The sequence below is a fragment of the Acinetobacter sp. YH01006 genome (assembly GCF_013420445.1).
GTDB classification, from domain to species: Bacteria; Pseudomonadota; Gammaproteobacteria; order Pseudomonadales; family Moraxellaceae; genus Acinetobacter; species Acinetobacter pseudolwoffii.
On record NZ_VOYB01000001.1, the window covers coordinates 79,992 to 96,319 of the forward strand.

The window sequence follows — 16,328 nt, forward strand, 5'->3', positions numbered from 1 at the left end:
ACAGGCAAAAAACATCCCCATCTGAAATGGGGATGTTTTTATAAATTTTCTGAGTTCGATTGCCTAGGCGTATTGCAACTCTCTGTTGAGTATTATTCAGCCGGATTTTCTGCTACAGTCTCCAGCGCTTTCTCAAAAACCTGCAAGAATACGTCTTTAGGCTGCGCGCCTGCCAAGGCCACACGTTGATCAAAAACAAAGAAAGGTACACCAGTCACTTTGAGCTGATCCTGTGCCACTTCCTGATCAAATTTGACAAAATCAGAAAATTCATCAGAGTCCAGTAAGTCATCGACCTCGACCGGATTCAGGCCAATACGTGCTGCGACATCTTCCAGTGTTTCACGCTCTCCAATGGCCAAGCCTTGCGTCATATAGCTATAGAAGAAAGCTTCCTGTGCATCAGTACCCAAACCTTTGCTTTGCGCCAGATGAATAATACGATGCGCATTGAAAGTATTGCCTGAGTTGGCACCTTCCCAGTTAAATTCAATGCCTTCAGCTTTGGCCATCTCGGCAATATTACGCTGCATTTCTTCGACTTCAGCTACGCTACGACCATATTTTTGTGCCAGACGCTCAGAATTGGACACTTCCTGGCGCATTGGTGCTTCAGGGTCGAGCTGGTAACTGTGCCAATGCACTTCAAGCTCAATGCCTGCTTCTTGTGCAGCTGCTTCTAAACGTTTTTTACCAATATAGCAGAAGGGGCAAACCACATCTGACCAGATATCTACGCGCATGTCATGTCTCTAATTTACTCTTGTGTTTAAGTATGAGGGTGAAGAATCAGAATTTAAAGTCCTTGAGCCTCAGAAGGGGATTTCTACAGCATATTGGCAGCATGAAGATTGGACGAGAATATGAATGATAGCCTGATGATTTTGTCCAGAGAGTCTGCTTATGGCTATTCAAGAAAGATAAAAATCCCATAAAAAAACGCCCCGTAGGGCGTTTTTCGAATGCAGTCAATTATGCAGTTTTTACTGCAGCTTCAACAGCCAGCATGTGACCATTTTCTTCGAAGTTTGAATGCCAAGACAGCGCTTCACGAAGCAGATGAGGCGTATGGCCGCCTTTTGCAGAAGCACGGTCAAAGTAATCATTCAGGGCATCACGATACATTGGGTGTGCACAGTGATCAATCACTGCACGGGCACGCTCACGTGGCGCTAAACCACGAAGATCTGCCAGACCTTGTTCAGTTACTAGAATGTCTACATCGTGTTCTGCATGGTCGATATGTGAAGCAAACGGCACTACAGAAGAGATGTCGCCACCTTTCGCAATAGATTTGGTCACGAAGATCGCCAGGTGCGCATTACGTGCGAAGTCACCTGAACCACCAATACCGTTCATCATTTTGGTACCGCAGACATGAGTCGAGTTCACGTTACCGTAAATATCAAACTCAAGTGCCGTGTTGATACCGATAATACCTAAACGACGTACCAGTTCAGGATGGTTCGAAATTTCCTGTGGACGTAATACCAGTTTGTCTTTGTATTGTTCCAGGTTGTTAAATACTTTCTCGCCATATTTAGCAGACAGGGTAATCGAAGAACCTGAAGCAAACTTCATTTTGCCTGCATCAATCAATTCAAAGGTACAGTCTTGTAGTACTTCTGAGTACATGATCAAGTCTTCGAAGTTCGAATCTTTCAGACCGGTCAATACTGCGTTGGCAATTGAGCCAATACCCGCCTGTAATGGACCTAAGTTTTTCGGTAGACGCTCTTCAGCCACTTCTTTTTCAAAGAAAGCGATCAAATGATTGGCGATGCTTTGCGTCTCATCATCTGGTGCAGTCACTGTAGATGGTGAGTCGTGCAAGTCATTGTTGAATACGATACCGACAATTTTTGCTGGATCAATATTGATCGCATGTGTCCCGATACGCTCATCCACTTGAGTCAAAGGAATCGCTTGACGCGTTGGACGGTATGACGGGATATAGATATCGTGTAAGCCTTCAAATGCCGGGCTTAAGTTGGTATTGATTTCTACAATTACTTTTTCAGCAAAGATTGCAAAGCTTGCAGAGTTACCTACAGATGTGGTTGGAATGATGCCGCCATCTTCAGTGATTGCAACCGCTTCAATGATCGCAACATCTGGTTTTTTCAGCTGTTGGTTACGCATTTGTTCAACAGTTTCAGACAAATGCTGGTCGATGAACATCACTTCGCCGTTGTTGATCGCCTTACGTAAAGTGTTGTCGACCTGGAACGGTAAACGACGTGCCAGTACGCCAGCTTCAGTCAGTTGTTTGTCTAGATCGTTTCCTAGTGATGCACCAGTAATTAACGTGATCTTTAATGGATTTGCTTTTGCTTGTTGAACTAAAGCTAAAGGAACCGCCTTCGCTTCACCCGCGCGAGTAAAGCCACTCATACCCACAGTCATGCCATCTTTGATGAATTCAGCCGCTTGTTCTGGACTGATGACTTTGTTGTGTAGGGAGGCTAAACGGATACGATCTAAAGACATTTTAACTCTCATTAATTCTTAAACTATGAGACGGATTGTACCGCTCAAAAAATGTATTGTGCATAGGTGTTAGGCTAAGGTCTAATTTTTTAGCTAAATGTAGGTATAATAAAAAATGATGATTTTTAAGTGATTGAATTAATGAAATATAAAATGAATTGTATAGAAAAACTACAAAATCATTTGCTCACTGACTGATCGTTTCTTAAAAGCGATCAGTCAGTGTTTGGCGGATTTTATCAAGTGTGGTGGCTGGGGGAGGCATCTCTGGGTTAAGCTGATTCAAGGGGAGTGAGATGATGGCTTCAAGTCCGCCTTCAGGGCGATTATGAATGCGTAATTGACCTTGGTGAATATCAACAATCCGTTTCACAATGGCCAGTCCCAAGCCACTGCCTTGGACGGTTCGTGCTGAATTTCCCCGTACAAAAGGCTGCATCAGCGCTTCAATCTGGTCTTCCGGAATGCCTTCGCCATGATCTGCAACACAAATTAACAGCTGGTTTTCCTCGACATGTGCAGAGATTTCAATCGGTTCTGAACCATAGCGTTTCGAGTTATTGATCAGGTTGCCAATCAGTCTTTTTAGCGACATGCTGCGCGCCTGAATCAACGGTATTTCTTGCGGACTGAAACGGATGTCGAGCGGTTTAAACTGCTTGACCAGTTCCTGAAGCAATACATTGACATTGGTGTCCTGTGGTTCTTCATCGGAACCATCACGCATATAGGAAATGAACTGATCCAGAATCGCGTCCATATCTTCCACATCATAAATCAGACCTTCTTTGAGAAAGTCTTCATCGGGCATCATTTCGGCACTGAGACGAATCCGCGTTAAAGGCGTGCGCAAGTCATGTGAAATGCCGGCCAGCATGATGCGGCGTTCCCGCTCGGTCTGGTCCAAGGTATAAATCATCTGGTTAAAGGCATGATTGACCTGACGGATTTCCAGTGGGCCATGATTGGTGTCCAGATAGGGTGCTGAACCGATGCGGCTATAACTGTTGGCGGCATTCTGCAAGCGGCGTAAAGGACGGTTCAGCTGACGCACCAGGGTCAGGATAATAATACCGACAATAATCGGCGTGCCCAGTAACCAGCCCAGAATCAGCTCATTACTGTAATTGGCATAGGTCTTTAAAGGCTCTTGCACCCAGTGACCATTCATTTCAGGGGTCTGAATCCAGATGCGCGGGCTTGGTTTAAACTGGAAATAGACTGTGGCTTCTTCAATACGTAGTTCTTTGGCCAGCTTGGTTTCGATCTGCCGGGTAAAAAATTCTGCAATCACTTTTTCCCGGACAGTGGGATACTCTGCCGGATTGGTCACATATTCAATACCAACGCGGTTTTTTAACCAGGTATCAATATCGACTTCCTGCTGTTTATGATACAGGCGTAGATCGGGATTATTGAGAATTTCCAGTTCCATGGCCAGATAGCGCGCATGTTGCTGGATTTCAGGTAAAAATAAGGTACGCCAGAAGAACCACAAAGACATGAACAGGCTGAAACAGACCACAAAGACCACCAGAACTGTGGTACGCATGGCGGCAGAACGTGGTTTGATCTTATCAAGAAAGCGTTCCCCACGGGTGCGTTTTTTTTCTGAGTAGGTAACAAAATCGGTAAATTTTTGTGGGTCGATGGGGTCGAGTTTCACACTGCGTCCTTTTGCTCAAAAGGGGAGGCTTCCCCCGTAGTTGGATACACGTTAAGGTCATCCGCAACTGTTTGAGGCAAGACTTAAGATGATCAATGATGTTTCTGCGAGAGAATTGCTTGAATGACGGAGGTTGTCGAGTTTTGCGGATGACAATGGTTTTGCTTACTTTTGTCGAAACAAAAGTAAGGCGAACCGCAGGTTAAACCCTATAAATGAGCTTAAACCATCAGACTCCGTCATGAATCAAGGTATTAATTTACTCCGCACCATCTGGAACAAACACATAACCCACACCCCAAACGGTCTGGATATAACGCGCACGCGCCGGATTTTCTTCAACCAGACGGCGTAAACGTGACACCTGAACATCAATCGAACGTTCCATGGCACCCCATTCACGACCACGTGCCAGATTCATCAGCTTGTCACGGGTGAGCGGTTCGCGTGGATGCTGAACCAGAGCTTTCAATACCGCAAACTCACCTGTGGTTAAAGTCACGACTTGACCTTCACGGGTCAATGTACGGGTTGATAAATCCAGTGACCAGGGGCCAAATGAGACCACTTCCATTTGCTGGCTCGGTGCGCCCGGTACTTCACGCACTTGACGACGCAATACCGCACGAATACGCGCCAGCAATTCATTCGGATTAAACGGTTTAGGCAGGTAATCGTCCGCACCGGCTTCAAGCCCTGCAATACGGTCAGAATCGCTGCCGCGCGCGGTCAGCATAATAATGGGCGTATCGATATTGGATTGGCGTAAACGACGACAGATACTTAAACCGTCTTCAACCGGAAGCATAAAGTCGAGCACGATCAGAGAAAACAGTTCCCGCTGTAAAAGTCGATCCATCTGCGTGGCATCGTGTGCAGTTTTCACCACAAAGCCTTTATCTTCGAGGAAACGTTGCAATAGGGTACGCAGACGAACATCATCATCAACAACCAAGATGCGTTCGACTCGGTCTGTTTCGGTATGTACGGCATCGGCTTTTTCAGCAGGTACAACTAAACTCATGAGATGCTCCTTTATTCTTTATTGTCGTCATAAACAAAAAATGAAATATGCTTTGAGTATACGATTCATTGATATTAATTGACTATGCTCTAAAGCACCAAATATTGCAGTTAAAATCAAGACATAGATACCAAATATATACATCTAAATGGACAAAAAATATGATTTGGAGCAACATAAAAAGCAAAGTTCATGCAAACTATATTCAGAAAAGCTGAAAACTGTCGCACTTCATAATATAAAGTTGAGACAAATTAATAAAAACAATGGTGGATTTTATAGGCCCGGTCTTTATAATCATGCCATTTAGTACTTATCCTTGTGGGATCAAACACGATGACTGACTTAGTTCAGCAGTTGGCAAAAGAACTTGCCGTACGTCCAAACCAAGTTGAAGCTGCCATCAAGCTTATTGATGAAGGTGCCAGTGTTCCTTTTATTGCACGTTACCGTAAAGAAGTAACGCAAGGCTTAGACGATACGCAACTACGTCAACTCGATACGCGTCTATCATACTTGCGTGATTTGTATGAGCGCCGTGACAAGGTGATTGAATCACTCAAAGAACAAGATAAATTGTCTGATGATTTGTTGGCGCGTGTGAATGCAGCTGAAACCAAAAATGCATTAGAAGAAATTTACGCACCGTACCGCCCAAAACGTACCAGTAAATCATTTAAGGCCAAGGAAGCCGGTTTAGGCCCAATCGCCGAGAAAATTTTTGCTGAAGCGGTAGATCCAAGCGACGCATTGGCCGGTTTTAGCCATGACGATTATCCAGATACTGAAAGCCAGCTTGATGCGATCCAGCATATCCTGATTGATGACTGGGCACAAAATATCGCGCTGACCACTGAACTGAAAGCCACTTTTGCCAAAACTGCAGTGCTGAAAAGTTTGGTTGCTTCTGAAGAAAAGAAAGAAGTCGGTAAAAAATTCCGTGATTATTTCGATTTCTCTGAAAACCTGAACAAAGTGCCTTCACATCGTTTATTGGCGATGCTGCGTGGCCGTCAAGAAAACGTCCTGGGCCTGAAAGTGGATGGCGAAGATGCTGCACCATTGGCACGCATTGAGACTGAATACAATTTAGACACGATTCAGCCGCAAGCACGTCAGGACTTCTTGAAGCAAACTGCAAAACTGTTCTGGCTTGGCAAAGTGCGTCCAAGCATTGAACATTCATTGCTGACTGAAAAACGTCTGGCTGCTGAAACAGAAGCCATGAACGTATTTGCTGAAAACTTGCGTCATTTACTGCTTTCTGCTCCTGCAGGCGCGCGCACCACTCTGGGCGTTGACCCGGGTATCCGTACCGGTGTGAAACTGGCTGTGGTGAATGCATCGGGTGATGTGCTGGCACACAGCACGATTTATCCATTTGCACCCAAAGATGATAAAGCAGGTTCATTGGCTGAACTGGCACGTTTATGCCGCGAGTTCAATGTTGACCTGATTGCAGTGGGTAATGGGACGGCAGGCCGTGAAACTGAAGCTTTAGTGGCTGAAATGATGGCGGCGAATAGCGATCTTAAACTGACCCGTGTATCTGTGTCTGAAGCAGGTGCCTCGGTATATTCAGCATCAGAACTGGCATCACAAGAACTGCCAGAGCTGGATGTGTCGATTCGTGGTGCAGTGTCAATTGCACGCCGTTTACAGGATCCATTGGCTGAACTGGTAAAAATCGATCCGAAATCGATTGGTGTGGGTCAGTATCAACATGATGTGAACCAGACTGGTCTGGCGAAAACCCTTGAAGCAGTGGTAGAGGACTGTGTGAACTCGGTGGGTGTCGATGTCAACACGGCATCTGCGGCGATTTTGGGTTATATCGCAGGTCTGAATAAATCGATTGCACAGCAAATTGTGGAATTCCGTAAGGAAAATGGCCGTTTTGATAATCGCCAGTCCTTGAAGAAAGTGCCACGTTTAGGCGAGCGTACTTTTGAGCAGGCAGCAGGCTTCTTGCGTATTCAAGATGGTTCTGAGCCATTAGATGCATCTGCAGTGCATCCAGAATCTTATGCACTTGTATTTAAAATTGTTGAAGCGAAAGCGACGACAGTGAAAGATATCATTGGCAATACTGAAATCATTCGTCAGGTCAATGCTGAAGAATTTGCAGATGAGAAGTTCGGTCTGCCAACTATCAAAGATGTTTTAAGCGAACTGGAAAAACCGGGTCGTGACCCGCGTCCAGAATTCCGTACGGCGAAGTTCCGTGATGACATTACTGAAGTTGCGCAATTGTCTGAAGGCATGCAGCTTGAAGGTGTGGTGACCAATGTCACTAACTTCGGTGCATTTGTCGATGTCGGTGTGCATCAAGACGGTTTGGTACATATTTCTGAACTTGCCAATGAATTTGTCGCGGATCCGCATAAAGTGGTGAAACCGGGTCAAATCGTACAAGTCCGTGTTTTGAATGTGGATGCTGAACGTAACCGCGTGAATCTGTCGATGCGTCCTGAAGGTTCTGAAACTCCGGCGAAAGCACCACGTCAGCCACGTCGTGAAAACAATGAGCCACGTGGTGAACGTAAGTCTCACGGTAAACGTCCACAGCAAGCACGTCCGCAAGGTGAGCGTCCTCAGGGCAAGAAACCTCAAGTGGCTAAACCCCAAGAGCAAAAAATTGGTGGTTTAGGCGCATTGTTATTACAAGCAGGGATTAAAGGTTCAAAGTAATCTTTAATTGCTAAAAGAAAACCTCCCAATCGGGAGGTTTTTTATATGTGATTTTTATGAATTGATCATCGGCACAATCCAGCTGGTAATAATCAGCAAAATACCCAGATGCCCCATTTTTCGTGTCACATACACCAGTTTCGACGGTGGCTGTTCCAGTCGTTTGGCATATTCTTCCATGGTAATGCCTGCTTTGGTTTTACTGCTAAATAAAAACACGCCCAAGTCAATACAGATCAGAATCGTACCAATATCAGCGACCAGCTCCATCAGGACAAAATCTTGGTTATACAGCGAGATGCTCACGCTATAAGTCAGATAGACGGCAAAGGCCAGACACAGGTATTGCAGGACCACTAAAAACTTCTGCATAAATCTCAACAGTTCACAAAATGAAAGCAATTATACAAATAATCGGGCACTCTCGGTCAATTACAAGCTTTTCATGACCTCAGCAAAATTCTGCTTCTCGACCAGCTCCAGAAACTCATCGCCTAAACGCTGACTTTCAGCAATACAGGCTTTCCATAATTTGATACGTTCTGCCTGATCTAGGCCCTTCAGGGTAAAATCCTTACGATCCGGTAAGCGGCCTAAAGGCAAACTTTGCAGATAGTCCTGCGATGGAGAAAGCAACAAGGTGCGTGCCTGATTTTCCGGATTTGAGGTGCGTTTAAATAACTTGTCAAACCAGCCGGGAGTAATGCTGTCAGTAAAATGTGGATAGAGCACAATGCCTTTACTCTGAAAGGGCAGGTCAATGTGATAGTCAATCAGACCACCATCGCGGTAATAACCCTGCGGTGCATCCGGAATATTGTTCACCGCTGCCATTACCCCGGGAATCGACGCCGAGGCCATCAGCCAGGACAATACACTCTGCTCGGTCAGGGCATGATAATGTGTAGTAAATCCATCTTCCGCGATTTGAAATTGTTCCCCCATATTCGGCTGGCTAATCACACGCTGCATAAAATGACGGCTGTGTTTACGTGCGACAGCAGTCGTTCCGACAATTCCGGCTACAGAAGCCAGCAAAGGCAGCGCTTTGTCACTCTGGAAAATGTGCTTGGCTTTAATTGAAATCACAGCGAGATGATAATCCGGATGATTGACCAGATCATTTTCCTTGCCTTGTACCAGATCGAGTAGCATGCCGCGGCAAACTTCGCTGACCTCCTGGCGGGTCATTTTTTTATGGAAATAAAGGTTGGTATACAGCTCAGCTAAACGCTCGGTTCCCTGTTGAGCCCCATGTGCAGCCATACTGGCAAAACGCCAGCTACCAATCGAGGAACCAACAAGAGTACGCCGTTGTGGGGCACGTGGGAAAAACTCGCCAAAAATCGCCTGATCCAGACCCTGAATCCCGATTCCTTTTGGGCCACCTGCAGCACCGGGGATAATATCGACCTGTTCAGGTTGTAATCCTTGTTGCAAAATCAGCTCACGTGCCAGATGGCCAGCACGAATCGTCAGCGCAGGCGCCCGTTTTTGTAAAATCTGTACCATGATTCAATCCATACCAGCCAAGTGTGTGCTTATTTTAATCGATGCGTCTTTAGACCCAATGGCAAGATATGTCCTAAGGTGACTTGAGAGTCATGGCATCGGGTTGATGTAAGTGTGCATGAGTTCTTTATTGCGTAAATTTAAAAAAGGTAGATTAAATGAAATAATCAAAAGCGTGGTTATAGGATAGCTTGGCCAGTAAAAAGCATGAATTAGAAACAAACTACCTGCAATACCTATCCATATTTTTAAAGCTAGTATTAGCTGTGTTTGTCGTAGACAGAATAGAAATAACAACGGAAGCAGGTTAAAGCTGACAATGAGCCAGAAATAGTCACTATGAATCAGGAGGTAGAATGTGGTATTGGCAGCAGAGGACCATGCCAGCCAATGGGCTGTTTGGTTGATATAGAAAAAAATATCTATCCATGTTGGGAAGCTGTAAAGTAGTGCAGTGAGAAAGGTTTTTTGTCTATTCTGGCGATACAGTGCCCATAAAAAACTATATTTCATTTGGATATTCTTGTTTTATTTTTTCAATAATTTAAGCATAAAAAAGCCTGACGAATCAGGCTATTTAAAAAATTATTTCGCAATTCGCCAGACGGCAAGAACACTCGCTAGCACAATCAGAAGCACCGACACAAACCATGGTGAAATAATCGCAATCGACAGCAGAATGGCCATGATACTGCCAAACATCCAGCTACGTTTTTGCTGAAGTTCCATTTGCAGGCGCATGCTTTGCAGTTCATTGAGCTGTTTGGCATGCCAGGCTGACTGGTTTTTCAGACCGTTCAGGCTATCAATCATCAAGGTTGGTAGATCCTGTGCCCCTAATAGCAAATCCGGAATTTTTTGTCCCAGTTCTTTCAGGTTTTTCTGCGGATTCATTTGTGCCTTGATCCAGTCCGTCAGGATCGGTTTGGCCAGACTCCAGATATCCAGTTCAGGATACAGGTCAGTGCCTAAGCCTTCGACATGGACTAAGGTTTTGAGTAGCAGCATCAGTTGCGGTGGAATTTCCAGATGGAAACGACGGGCAATGTCCATCACTTCAATCAAAATACCGGCGAAATCCAATTCATGCATTGGTTTAGAGACCATCGGCCCGACACTGCGGCGCATTTCCCGTGCCAAAGCATCCTGATCGGTGCCTGGTGGAATCCAGCCAGCCTGATGTACCACCTGAATCAGTTGCATGAAGTCGCTGTTCATGACCGCCAGCAGCATGCGTGCTACGGTCATCTGGTCATGCTTAGACAGCTCGCCCATAATCGCGCAGTCCAGCGCAATAAAGCGCGGATTGCTCGGATTGATGGTTTCGACAAAGACATTGCCCGGATGCATGTCGGCATGGAAAAAGTTATCGCGAAAGACCTGGGTAAAGAAAATAGTCAGGCCTTTACGTGCCAGATCAGCACGATCCATGCCGAGTCGGTCAAAGGTCGCGATATCTGAAATCGGCACTCCGGTAATGCGCTCGGCCACCAGCACATCTTTGCTGTCCATATACACTTCCGGCACATACATCATGCTGGAGCCGGTAAAGTGATGGCGCATACGACGGGTATTGTCCGCTTCCAGGGTCAGGTCCAGTTCATTCAAAATGATCTGACGATAATCCTGAATAATTTCAGATAAATGTAAGGCACGTGCTGCTTCGAGACGTTTTTCCAAAAAGTCCCCCAGCCATTGCAGAATTTCAAAATCCTGCAAAATCTGCTGGCGAATATTCGGACGGGTCACCTTGACCACCACTTCACGACCATCGTGCAGGGCAGCGGTATGAACCTGTGCAATCGAGGCAGCAGCCAGAGGCTGGGTGTCAAAACGGGCAAACAGGGTATTCACATCGGCTTTCAGTGATTCCTGGATGCGCATCTTGGCCACGTCATTGTCAAAGGGCTTGACCTGATCTTGCAGCAAAACCAGTTGCTGTAAAAGTTCAGGTGCAATCAGGTCGCGACGTGTAGAGAGTAACTGACCCATTTTAATGGCCAGCGGACCCATTTCTTCTAAAGCCAGTTTCAGCTTGAGTGGATTCTTACGTTCACGACTGGACCAGGCGGCCGGATGCATACGGATCAAAGACAGAATATGCCGGGCCTTTTCTGGTAATTCTTCCGCAGGAAACAACGTGTCGAGTCGATAGTGCGCGGCGATGCGCCAAAGTTCGAGTAAACGTGAAACATGCGGAATCATAAAGCAGCGTACCTAGTCTTGAGTAGAATTGTTTGAGGTATCGATCTGGGCCTGAAGCTGCTGGATTTTCGCTTCAACCCGATCTAAATTTTGATTCAGGATACGGGTGTCCTGATTCAGGTCATCCATTTGCCAGCGTGGGGCAAACAGACCACTGTCTTCTTTTAAGGCATCTTCGGCAAAGAATAGCTGACTTTGCAGGGTACGTTTCAGCTGTTTGGGTAATAGCTGAAATTTACCAATTTCATGTGCCAGTGCCGGGCCAATCCAGGGACTTAAGTGCGCCGCCAGATCCAGCTCTGCCTGTTGCATGATGCGCTGGATTTCCTGCAATAACTTGTAGTCACCTTGCAGTGGAATATTGCCGACTTCATCGGACAGCAGCAGCTTGAGTAATTCCACCACATTGCTGACCTGCAAGGTTGCAGTCGCTTCGGTGACTGTAGATGAGCCAGCATCAAATGGACGCTGTTCAAAGATTGAAGATGCTTCACTATGACCAGTCGCGGTCGGCTCCAGACGAAGCTTGTCTTTATCAAAAAACACATCGACCGAAAGCTGCGGCGAAGCAATCACCACCCGCAGCATTTTACCAGACAAAGCATTTAGCTGGATGCGGGTAATCGCATCCAGATCAATCACATGGTGAATCACGCGTTCAACAGCACCGAGTGCCAGAATTGACCACATAGGGAGTGAACCTTAAAGTTTAAAACCGCGGTGAACTGCAACAATCCCGCCAGTCAGGTTGTGATAGTCACAATTCTGGAAGCCGGCATTTTCCATCATGCCTTTTAAGGTGCGCTGGTCTGGATGCATACGAATCGATTCAGCCAGATATTTATAGCTTTCAGAATCATTGGCAATGATTTTACCCATGATTGGCAAGGCTGTGAATGAGTACAGATCGTAAAGCTTAGAGAATGGCTCAAACACCGGTTTAGAGAATTCCAGTACCAGTAAACGACCACCTGGCTTGAGTACGCGATACATCGATGCAAGTGCGGCATCTTTATCAGTCACGTTACGCAGACCGAAAGAAATCGTCAAAAGATCAAAACTGTTGTCTGCAAATGGTTCTAAGGTTTCAGCATTGGCCAGTACGAAATCGACATTAGTACAGCCGGCATCGATCAGACGGTCACGACCGACATTCAGCATCGATTCGTTAATATCAGACAGCACCACATGACCGGTCGGGCCCACTTCACGGCTAAACACTTTGGCCAGGTCACCGGTACCGCCGGCAATATCCAGCACCTGCTGGCCACGGCGTACACCGGACATATTGATTGCAAAACGTTTCCACAGACGGTGAATCCCGAAAGACATCAGGTCATTCATGATGTCGTATTTGCTGGCCACCGAATGGAACACTTCAGCCACTTTCTGGGCCTTTTCTTCGCTGTTTACGGTTTGATAACCAAAATGTGTGGTTGAACCCACGTTGCCGGTATTGGCACCGCGTGGCAGGTTATATTTCGGCACCGAGCCTGTGACTGGCGTATCAGTCAGGCGTTGTTCGAGGGATTGTTGCTGACCTTGCGGCGTACCTTGTGGAAGAGGTTCAGTTAAGAATGGGCTCACTTTGTCTGTCTGTTGTGCCGACTCAGGGGTAGGGGTAGGCGTTGTATTTTCATTCGACATTGGAGTCACTCCTAACATATCAATCGGGTTAATCTTGCATTGTCTGCATCATGACAGATTCTAAAGGCTTATTCAGCAATCATGATGCAATTGTTATGAATAATATACAGAAAAATGTGCGCTTGGCAGAAATACTGCACTACTATTTATTGAAATGGCAACGCATCGCCAGAATGCACTTTCTCAATAATCTGGCGTTCGGTTGCGGTAAATTCACGGACAAATTTTTCTGCCGATTTCAGCGGCTTCATGGCCAGGAAACCATCCTGCATAAACGCATACATCACTTGAAAGTTATATTTATTGGCCGCGCCTTTACACATCTTGAAGGCCGCATAGACCACAAAAGAGCGCATGTATTTATCCAGACTCATACCGAGCTGATCCAGCAAGGCCAGTTGTTTTAACCGTGCCTGACCCTGATCCAGTTTGAGATAGGTCAGGCGCATCATCTCATCGGTCAGTGTTTCATGCGGATGATAATCCTGTAATAACTGAATCGCGACCTGCTCATCCAGCTGTACCGCCAGAATCGCCAGTTCTACACCCAATGTCCCGGTTTTGATGGCATTTTCAGGAATCACTTTTTCTGCTTTATGGGCATATTTCATCAGCCGGGCAATCTGTGCTGCCAGTGCATCAAATTCGGCACCACCATAGAGACGGTTCAGGAAATATTCGGCCATCAACTGATTGGGTTTTTCCGCAAAATGCGCGCGATGAGTTCGCTGCATGCGAACTTTCTGCCAGGCCTGTACATCCTGTAAACGGCTCAGAATGTCCGGTTGGGTATGATAGCTCAGCTGATAATAATGCGCTAACAGATCATCGAGAACGGCAAGTTTGGACATGAGATTTCAATTATAGTTTGAGAATGCAAGAATCTTAGAGGCTGCCGGGCAATCCTGCTATGACAAATTGAACAGAGATCGGGCATTTGTCTGTCAATCTGTTGTTTAAATAGCCAATTTAATCGTGTGAAAAACGTTGCCAGAGCTATTTTTGCGCCAAAACTCATCGTTATACTGCAAACAGAATAAAACATCAGGGTTGAAGATACGCATGGAACAACCACAATTTCAGTTAATGGATGAAGATCAGTTATCGGTCGAGCTGATTGATGCTCAATATGATTTAAAAAAAACACGCGGCCAGAAAAATGCCAAAAGCCTGTTGATTCTGGTCAACGGGATTGAGCTGGCCGGTAAGGGTGAAGCGGTCAAGCAACTGCGTGAATGGGTCGATCCGCGCTATTTGCGCGTGAAAGCAGATGCACCGCAAGTGGCCGGACCGAAACAGACTTTGTGGCAGCCTTATGCGCGCTTTATTCCGGCCGAAGGACAGATCATGGTCTTGTTTGGCAACTGGTACAGCGACCTGCTGAGCAGGGCTATGCAAGCTTCAGATCCGATCACTAATGCACAGTTCAATCATTATCTGCAAGAGATGCAAGCCTTTGAACAGGACCTGAAAAATAATCATGTCGATGTGGTCAAGGTCTGGTTTGACCTGTCCTGGAAAGCCCTGCAAAAACGGCTGGATGCCATGGATCCGAGTGAAGCGCACTGGCATCAGCTGCATGGTCTGGACTGGCGCAACAGAAAACAGTACGACACCTTGCAGCGCTTGCGTCAGCATTTTACCGAAGACTGGTTCATTATTGAGGGTGAAGATGAACAGCAGCGTGACCAGCAATTTGCCCAGCATATTCTGGGTGCTCTCAAGCATTGCCCCAATCATCCGGCCAGAGCCAGTGGACGATGGAAACAGGCCAAGATTCCCGAACTGTTAAAACATCCTGCCGAAACTCGAGCCAAGGCAGAGGATTACAAGCCGGAGCTGAAAAAATTAACGGCTAAGGTAGCCAAGGCGATGCGGTCCGATCCGCGGAATGTGGTGATTCTGTTTGAGGGCATGGATGCGGCTGGAAAGGGCGGTGCGATCAAGCGCATTGTGAAAAAACTGGATCCGCGTGAATATGAAATTCATACCATTGCCGCACCAGAAAAATATGAGCTGAGCCGTCCCTATTTATGGCGCTTCTGGACCAAACTGCAAAGCGATGATGATATCTGTATTTTTGATCGTTCCTGGTATGGGCGGGTACTGGTAGAGCGGATAGAAGGTTTTGCCAGTGCCGCAGAATGGCAACGTGCGTATGCGGAAATTAACCGTTTTGAGCAAAGTCTGGTCAAGCATCAAACCGTGGTGATCAAGCTGTGGCTGGCCATTTCCAAAGATGAACAGGCTGCACGTTTCAAGGCACGCGAAGATACACCGCATAAGCGTTTTAAAATTACTGAGGATGACTGGCGTAACCGGGAACGTTGGGATGATTATCTGAAAGCAGCAGCCGACATGTTTGAACGTAGCTCGACCGATTATGCACCTTGGCATATCATTGCGACCGATGATAAAAATACCGCACGGGTCGAGGTATTAAAGGCCATTTTAAAACAGCTTCAGGCAGAATAATCTGCCTGAAGTAGCACGGGCTCAGCTGTTTAGAATATTGAGCTCAAATGTGCTTAACCTTGAGCGACCTGTTTTTGCTGGATATTTTTAGCCGCACGGTAGCATTCCTCGACATGGGCTTCGGCAATTTTTTTCATGACAAAATAGCCCAGACTGGCGGCAATCAATTGACCACCCAGGGGAATGAATTTTGTCACTTGCTTTGTGATCACTTTCGCTGCAACATTGTTCAAAGATTTTTTGACAGCAGTTCGCGCGACCACCAGACCAGAAAATTCTACGCCGCGTTTACGCAGCTCATTCCAGTGCACCTGACGGGTTTTGGGATCATAGACACTGATCTGATCAGGCGCCAGTCCGAAGCGGGCATTGATCTCGGGAATCAATTGCGACAAGATGCCGATGTCAATGACGACATCCATAAACGGCACTGGAATAATGGCGGCACCCGCAGAATAGTAGGCACGTTTTTTGGTGAGTTCCAGGCACTCGGCACGAATTTGTTCCAAATCTAAGCTTGGATCGATACGTTCAGGAATTTTATCTAATTTCATGGGCACTACCTAACTAAGCTCTATGTTGTTTTTTTCTATGCAAGCATCATTAAGATACTTTTTT

The 16,328-nt window shown here is 46.2% G+C and carries 14 protein-coding genes; 2 read left to right on the forward strand and 12 right to left on the reverse strand.

The features are described from left to right. Window positions 1-92: 92 nt before the first annotated feature. The 4 genes from FTT73_RS00445 to ompR all read right to left on the reverse strand — a co-directional run bounded on the left by FTT73_RS00445 (window position 93) and on the right by ompR (window position 5,180). The gene (locus tag FTT73_RS00445) at window positions 93-743 is read right to left on the reverse strand and encodes a DsbA family oxidoreductase (RefSeq protein WP_159138679.1); all 651 of its coding nucleotides are present in this window, start codon (window positions 741-743) and stop codon (window positions 93-95) included. Between the two features lie 229 nt (window positions 744-972). Next, the gene (locus FTT73_RS00450) at window positions 973-2,490 is read right to left on the reverse strand and encodes an acetyl-CoA hydrolase/transferase family protein (protein WP_005095307.1); all 1,518 of its coding nucleotides are present in this window, start codon (window positions 2,488-2,490) and stop codon (window positions 973-975) included. Window positions 2,491-2,695: 205 nt separating this feature from the next. Continuing rightward, on the reverse strand, window positions 2,696-4,156 hold the full coding sequence (locus tag FTT73_RS00455) for an ATP-binding protein (RefSeq protein WP_180190850.1): 1,461 nt from the start codon (window positions 4,154-4,156) through the stop codon (window positions 2,696-2,698). A 259-nt stretch (window positions 4,157-4,415) separates the two neighbouring features. Beyond that, a complete protein-coding gene (ompR, locus tag FTT73_RS00460) occupies window positions 4,416-5,180 on the reverse strand; it encodes a two-component system response regulator OmpR (RefSeq protein ID WP_004278590.1) in 765 nt (254 codons plus the stop codon). Between the two features lie 336 nt (window positions 5,181-5,516). Between ompR and FTT73_RS00465 the strand changes: the two genes are divergently transcribed. Beyond that, window positions 5,517-7,871, forward strand: coding sequence for a Tex family protein (locus FTT73_RS00465; RefSeq protein ID WP_180190851.1), 2,355 nt, complete (start codon window positions 5,517-5,519; stop codon window positions 7,869-7,871). Window positions 7,872-7,925: 54 nt separating this feature from the next. Here the strand turns inward: FTT73_RS00465 and FTT73_RS00470 are convergent, their stop codons facing one another. The 7 genes from FTT73_RS00470 to FTT73_RS00500 form a co-directional block, all read right to left on the reverse strand. Next, window positions 7,926-8,243 (reverse strand): hypothetical protein, encoded by a 318-nt coding sequence (locus tag FTT73_RS00470; RefSeq protein WP_180190852.1) that lies wholly within the window; start codon window positions 8,241-8,243, stop codon window positions 7,926-7,928. A gap of 60 nt (window positions 8,244-8,303) precedes the next feature. Next, window positions 8,304-9,383 (reverse strand): patatin-like phospholipase family protein, encoded by a 1,080-nt coding sequence (locus tag FTT73_RS00475; protein ID WP_180082911.1) that lies wholly within the window; start codon window positions 9,381-9,383, stop codon window positions 8,304-8,306. A 90-nt stretch (window positions 9,384-9,473) separates the two neighbouring features. Further along, a complete protein-coding gene (locus FTT73_RS00480; RefSeq protein WP_100355500.1) occupies window positions 9,474-9,896 on the reverse strand; it encodes a hypothetical protein in 423 nt (140 codons plus the stop codon). 72 nt (window positions 9,897-9,968) lie between these two features. Further along, entirely contained in the window at window positions 9,969-11,588 is a 1,620-nt protein-coding gene (locus tag FTT73_RS00485) for an AarF/ABC1/UbiB kinase family protein (protein WP_005095319.1), read from the reverse strand. 12 nt (window positions 11,589-11,600) lie between these two features. Continuing rightward, on the reverse strand, window positions 11,601-12,278 hold the full coding sequence (locus FTT73_RS00490; RefSeq protein WP_005095321.1) for an SCP2 domain-containing protein: 678 nt from the start codon (window positions 12,276-12,278) through the stop codon (window positions 11,601-11,603). Between the two features lie 12 nt (window positions 12,279-12,290). Further along, the gene (gene ubiE, locus FTT73_RS00495; protein ID WP_005095322.1) at window positions 12,291-13,235 is read right to left on the reverse strand and encodes a bifunctional demethylmenaquinone methyltransferase/2-methoxy-6-polyprenyl-1,4-benzoquinol methylase UbiE; all 945 of its coding nucleotides are present in this window, start codon (window positions 13,233-13,235) and stop codon (window positions 12,291-12,293) included. A 146-nt stretch (window positions 13,236-13,381) separates the two neighbouring features. After that, complete coding sequence (locus tag FTT73_RS00500) at window positions 13,382-14,086, reverse strand: hypothetical protein (protein ID WP_100329316.1); 705 nt, start codon at window positions 14,084-14,086, stop codon at window positions 13,382-13,384. A gap of 205 nt (window positions 14,087-14,291) precedes the next feature. On the opposite strand from FTT73_RS00500, the gene FTT73_RS00505 reads away from it, so the two are divergent. Then, window positions 14,292-15,710, forward strand: a complete 1,419-nt coding sequence (locus FTT73_RS00505; RefSeq protein ID WP_180190907.1) for a phosphate--AMP phosphotransferase — start codon at window positions 14,292-14,294, stop codon at window positions 15,708-15,710. 53 nt (window positions 15,711-15,763) lie between these two features. Here the strand turns inward: FTT73_RS00505 and FTT73_RS00510 are convergent, their stop codons facing one another. After that, window positions 15,764-16,264 carry a hypothetical protein gene (locus FTT73_RS00510; RefSeq protein WP_005095328.1) on the reverse strand — a complete coding sequence of 167 codons (501 nt, stop codon included), beginning with the start codon at window positions 16,262-16,264 and terminating at the stop codon, window positions 15,764-15,766. Window positions 16,265-16,328: the final 64 nt, after the last annotated feature.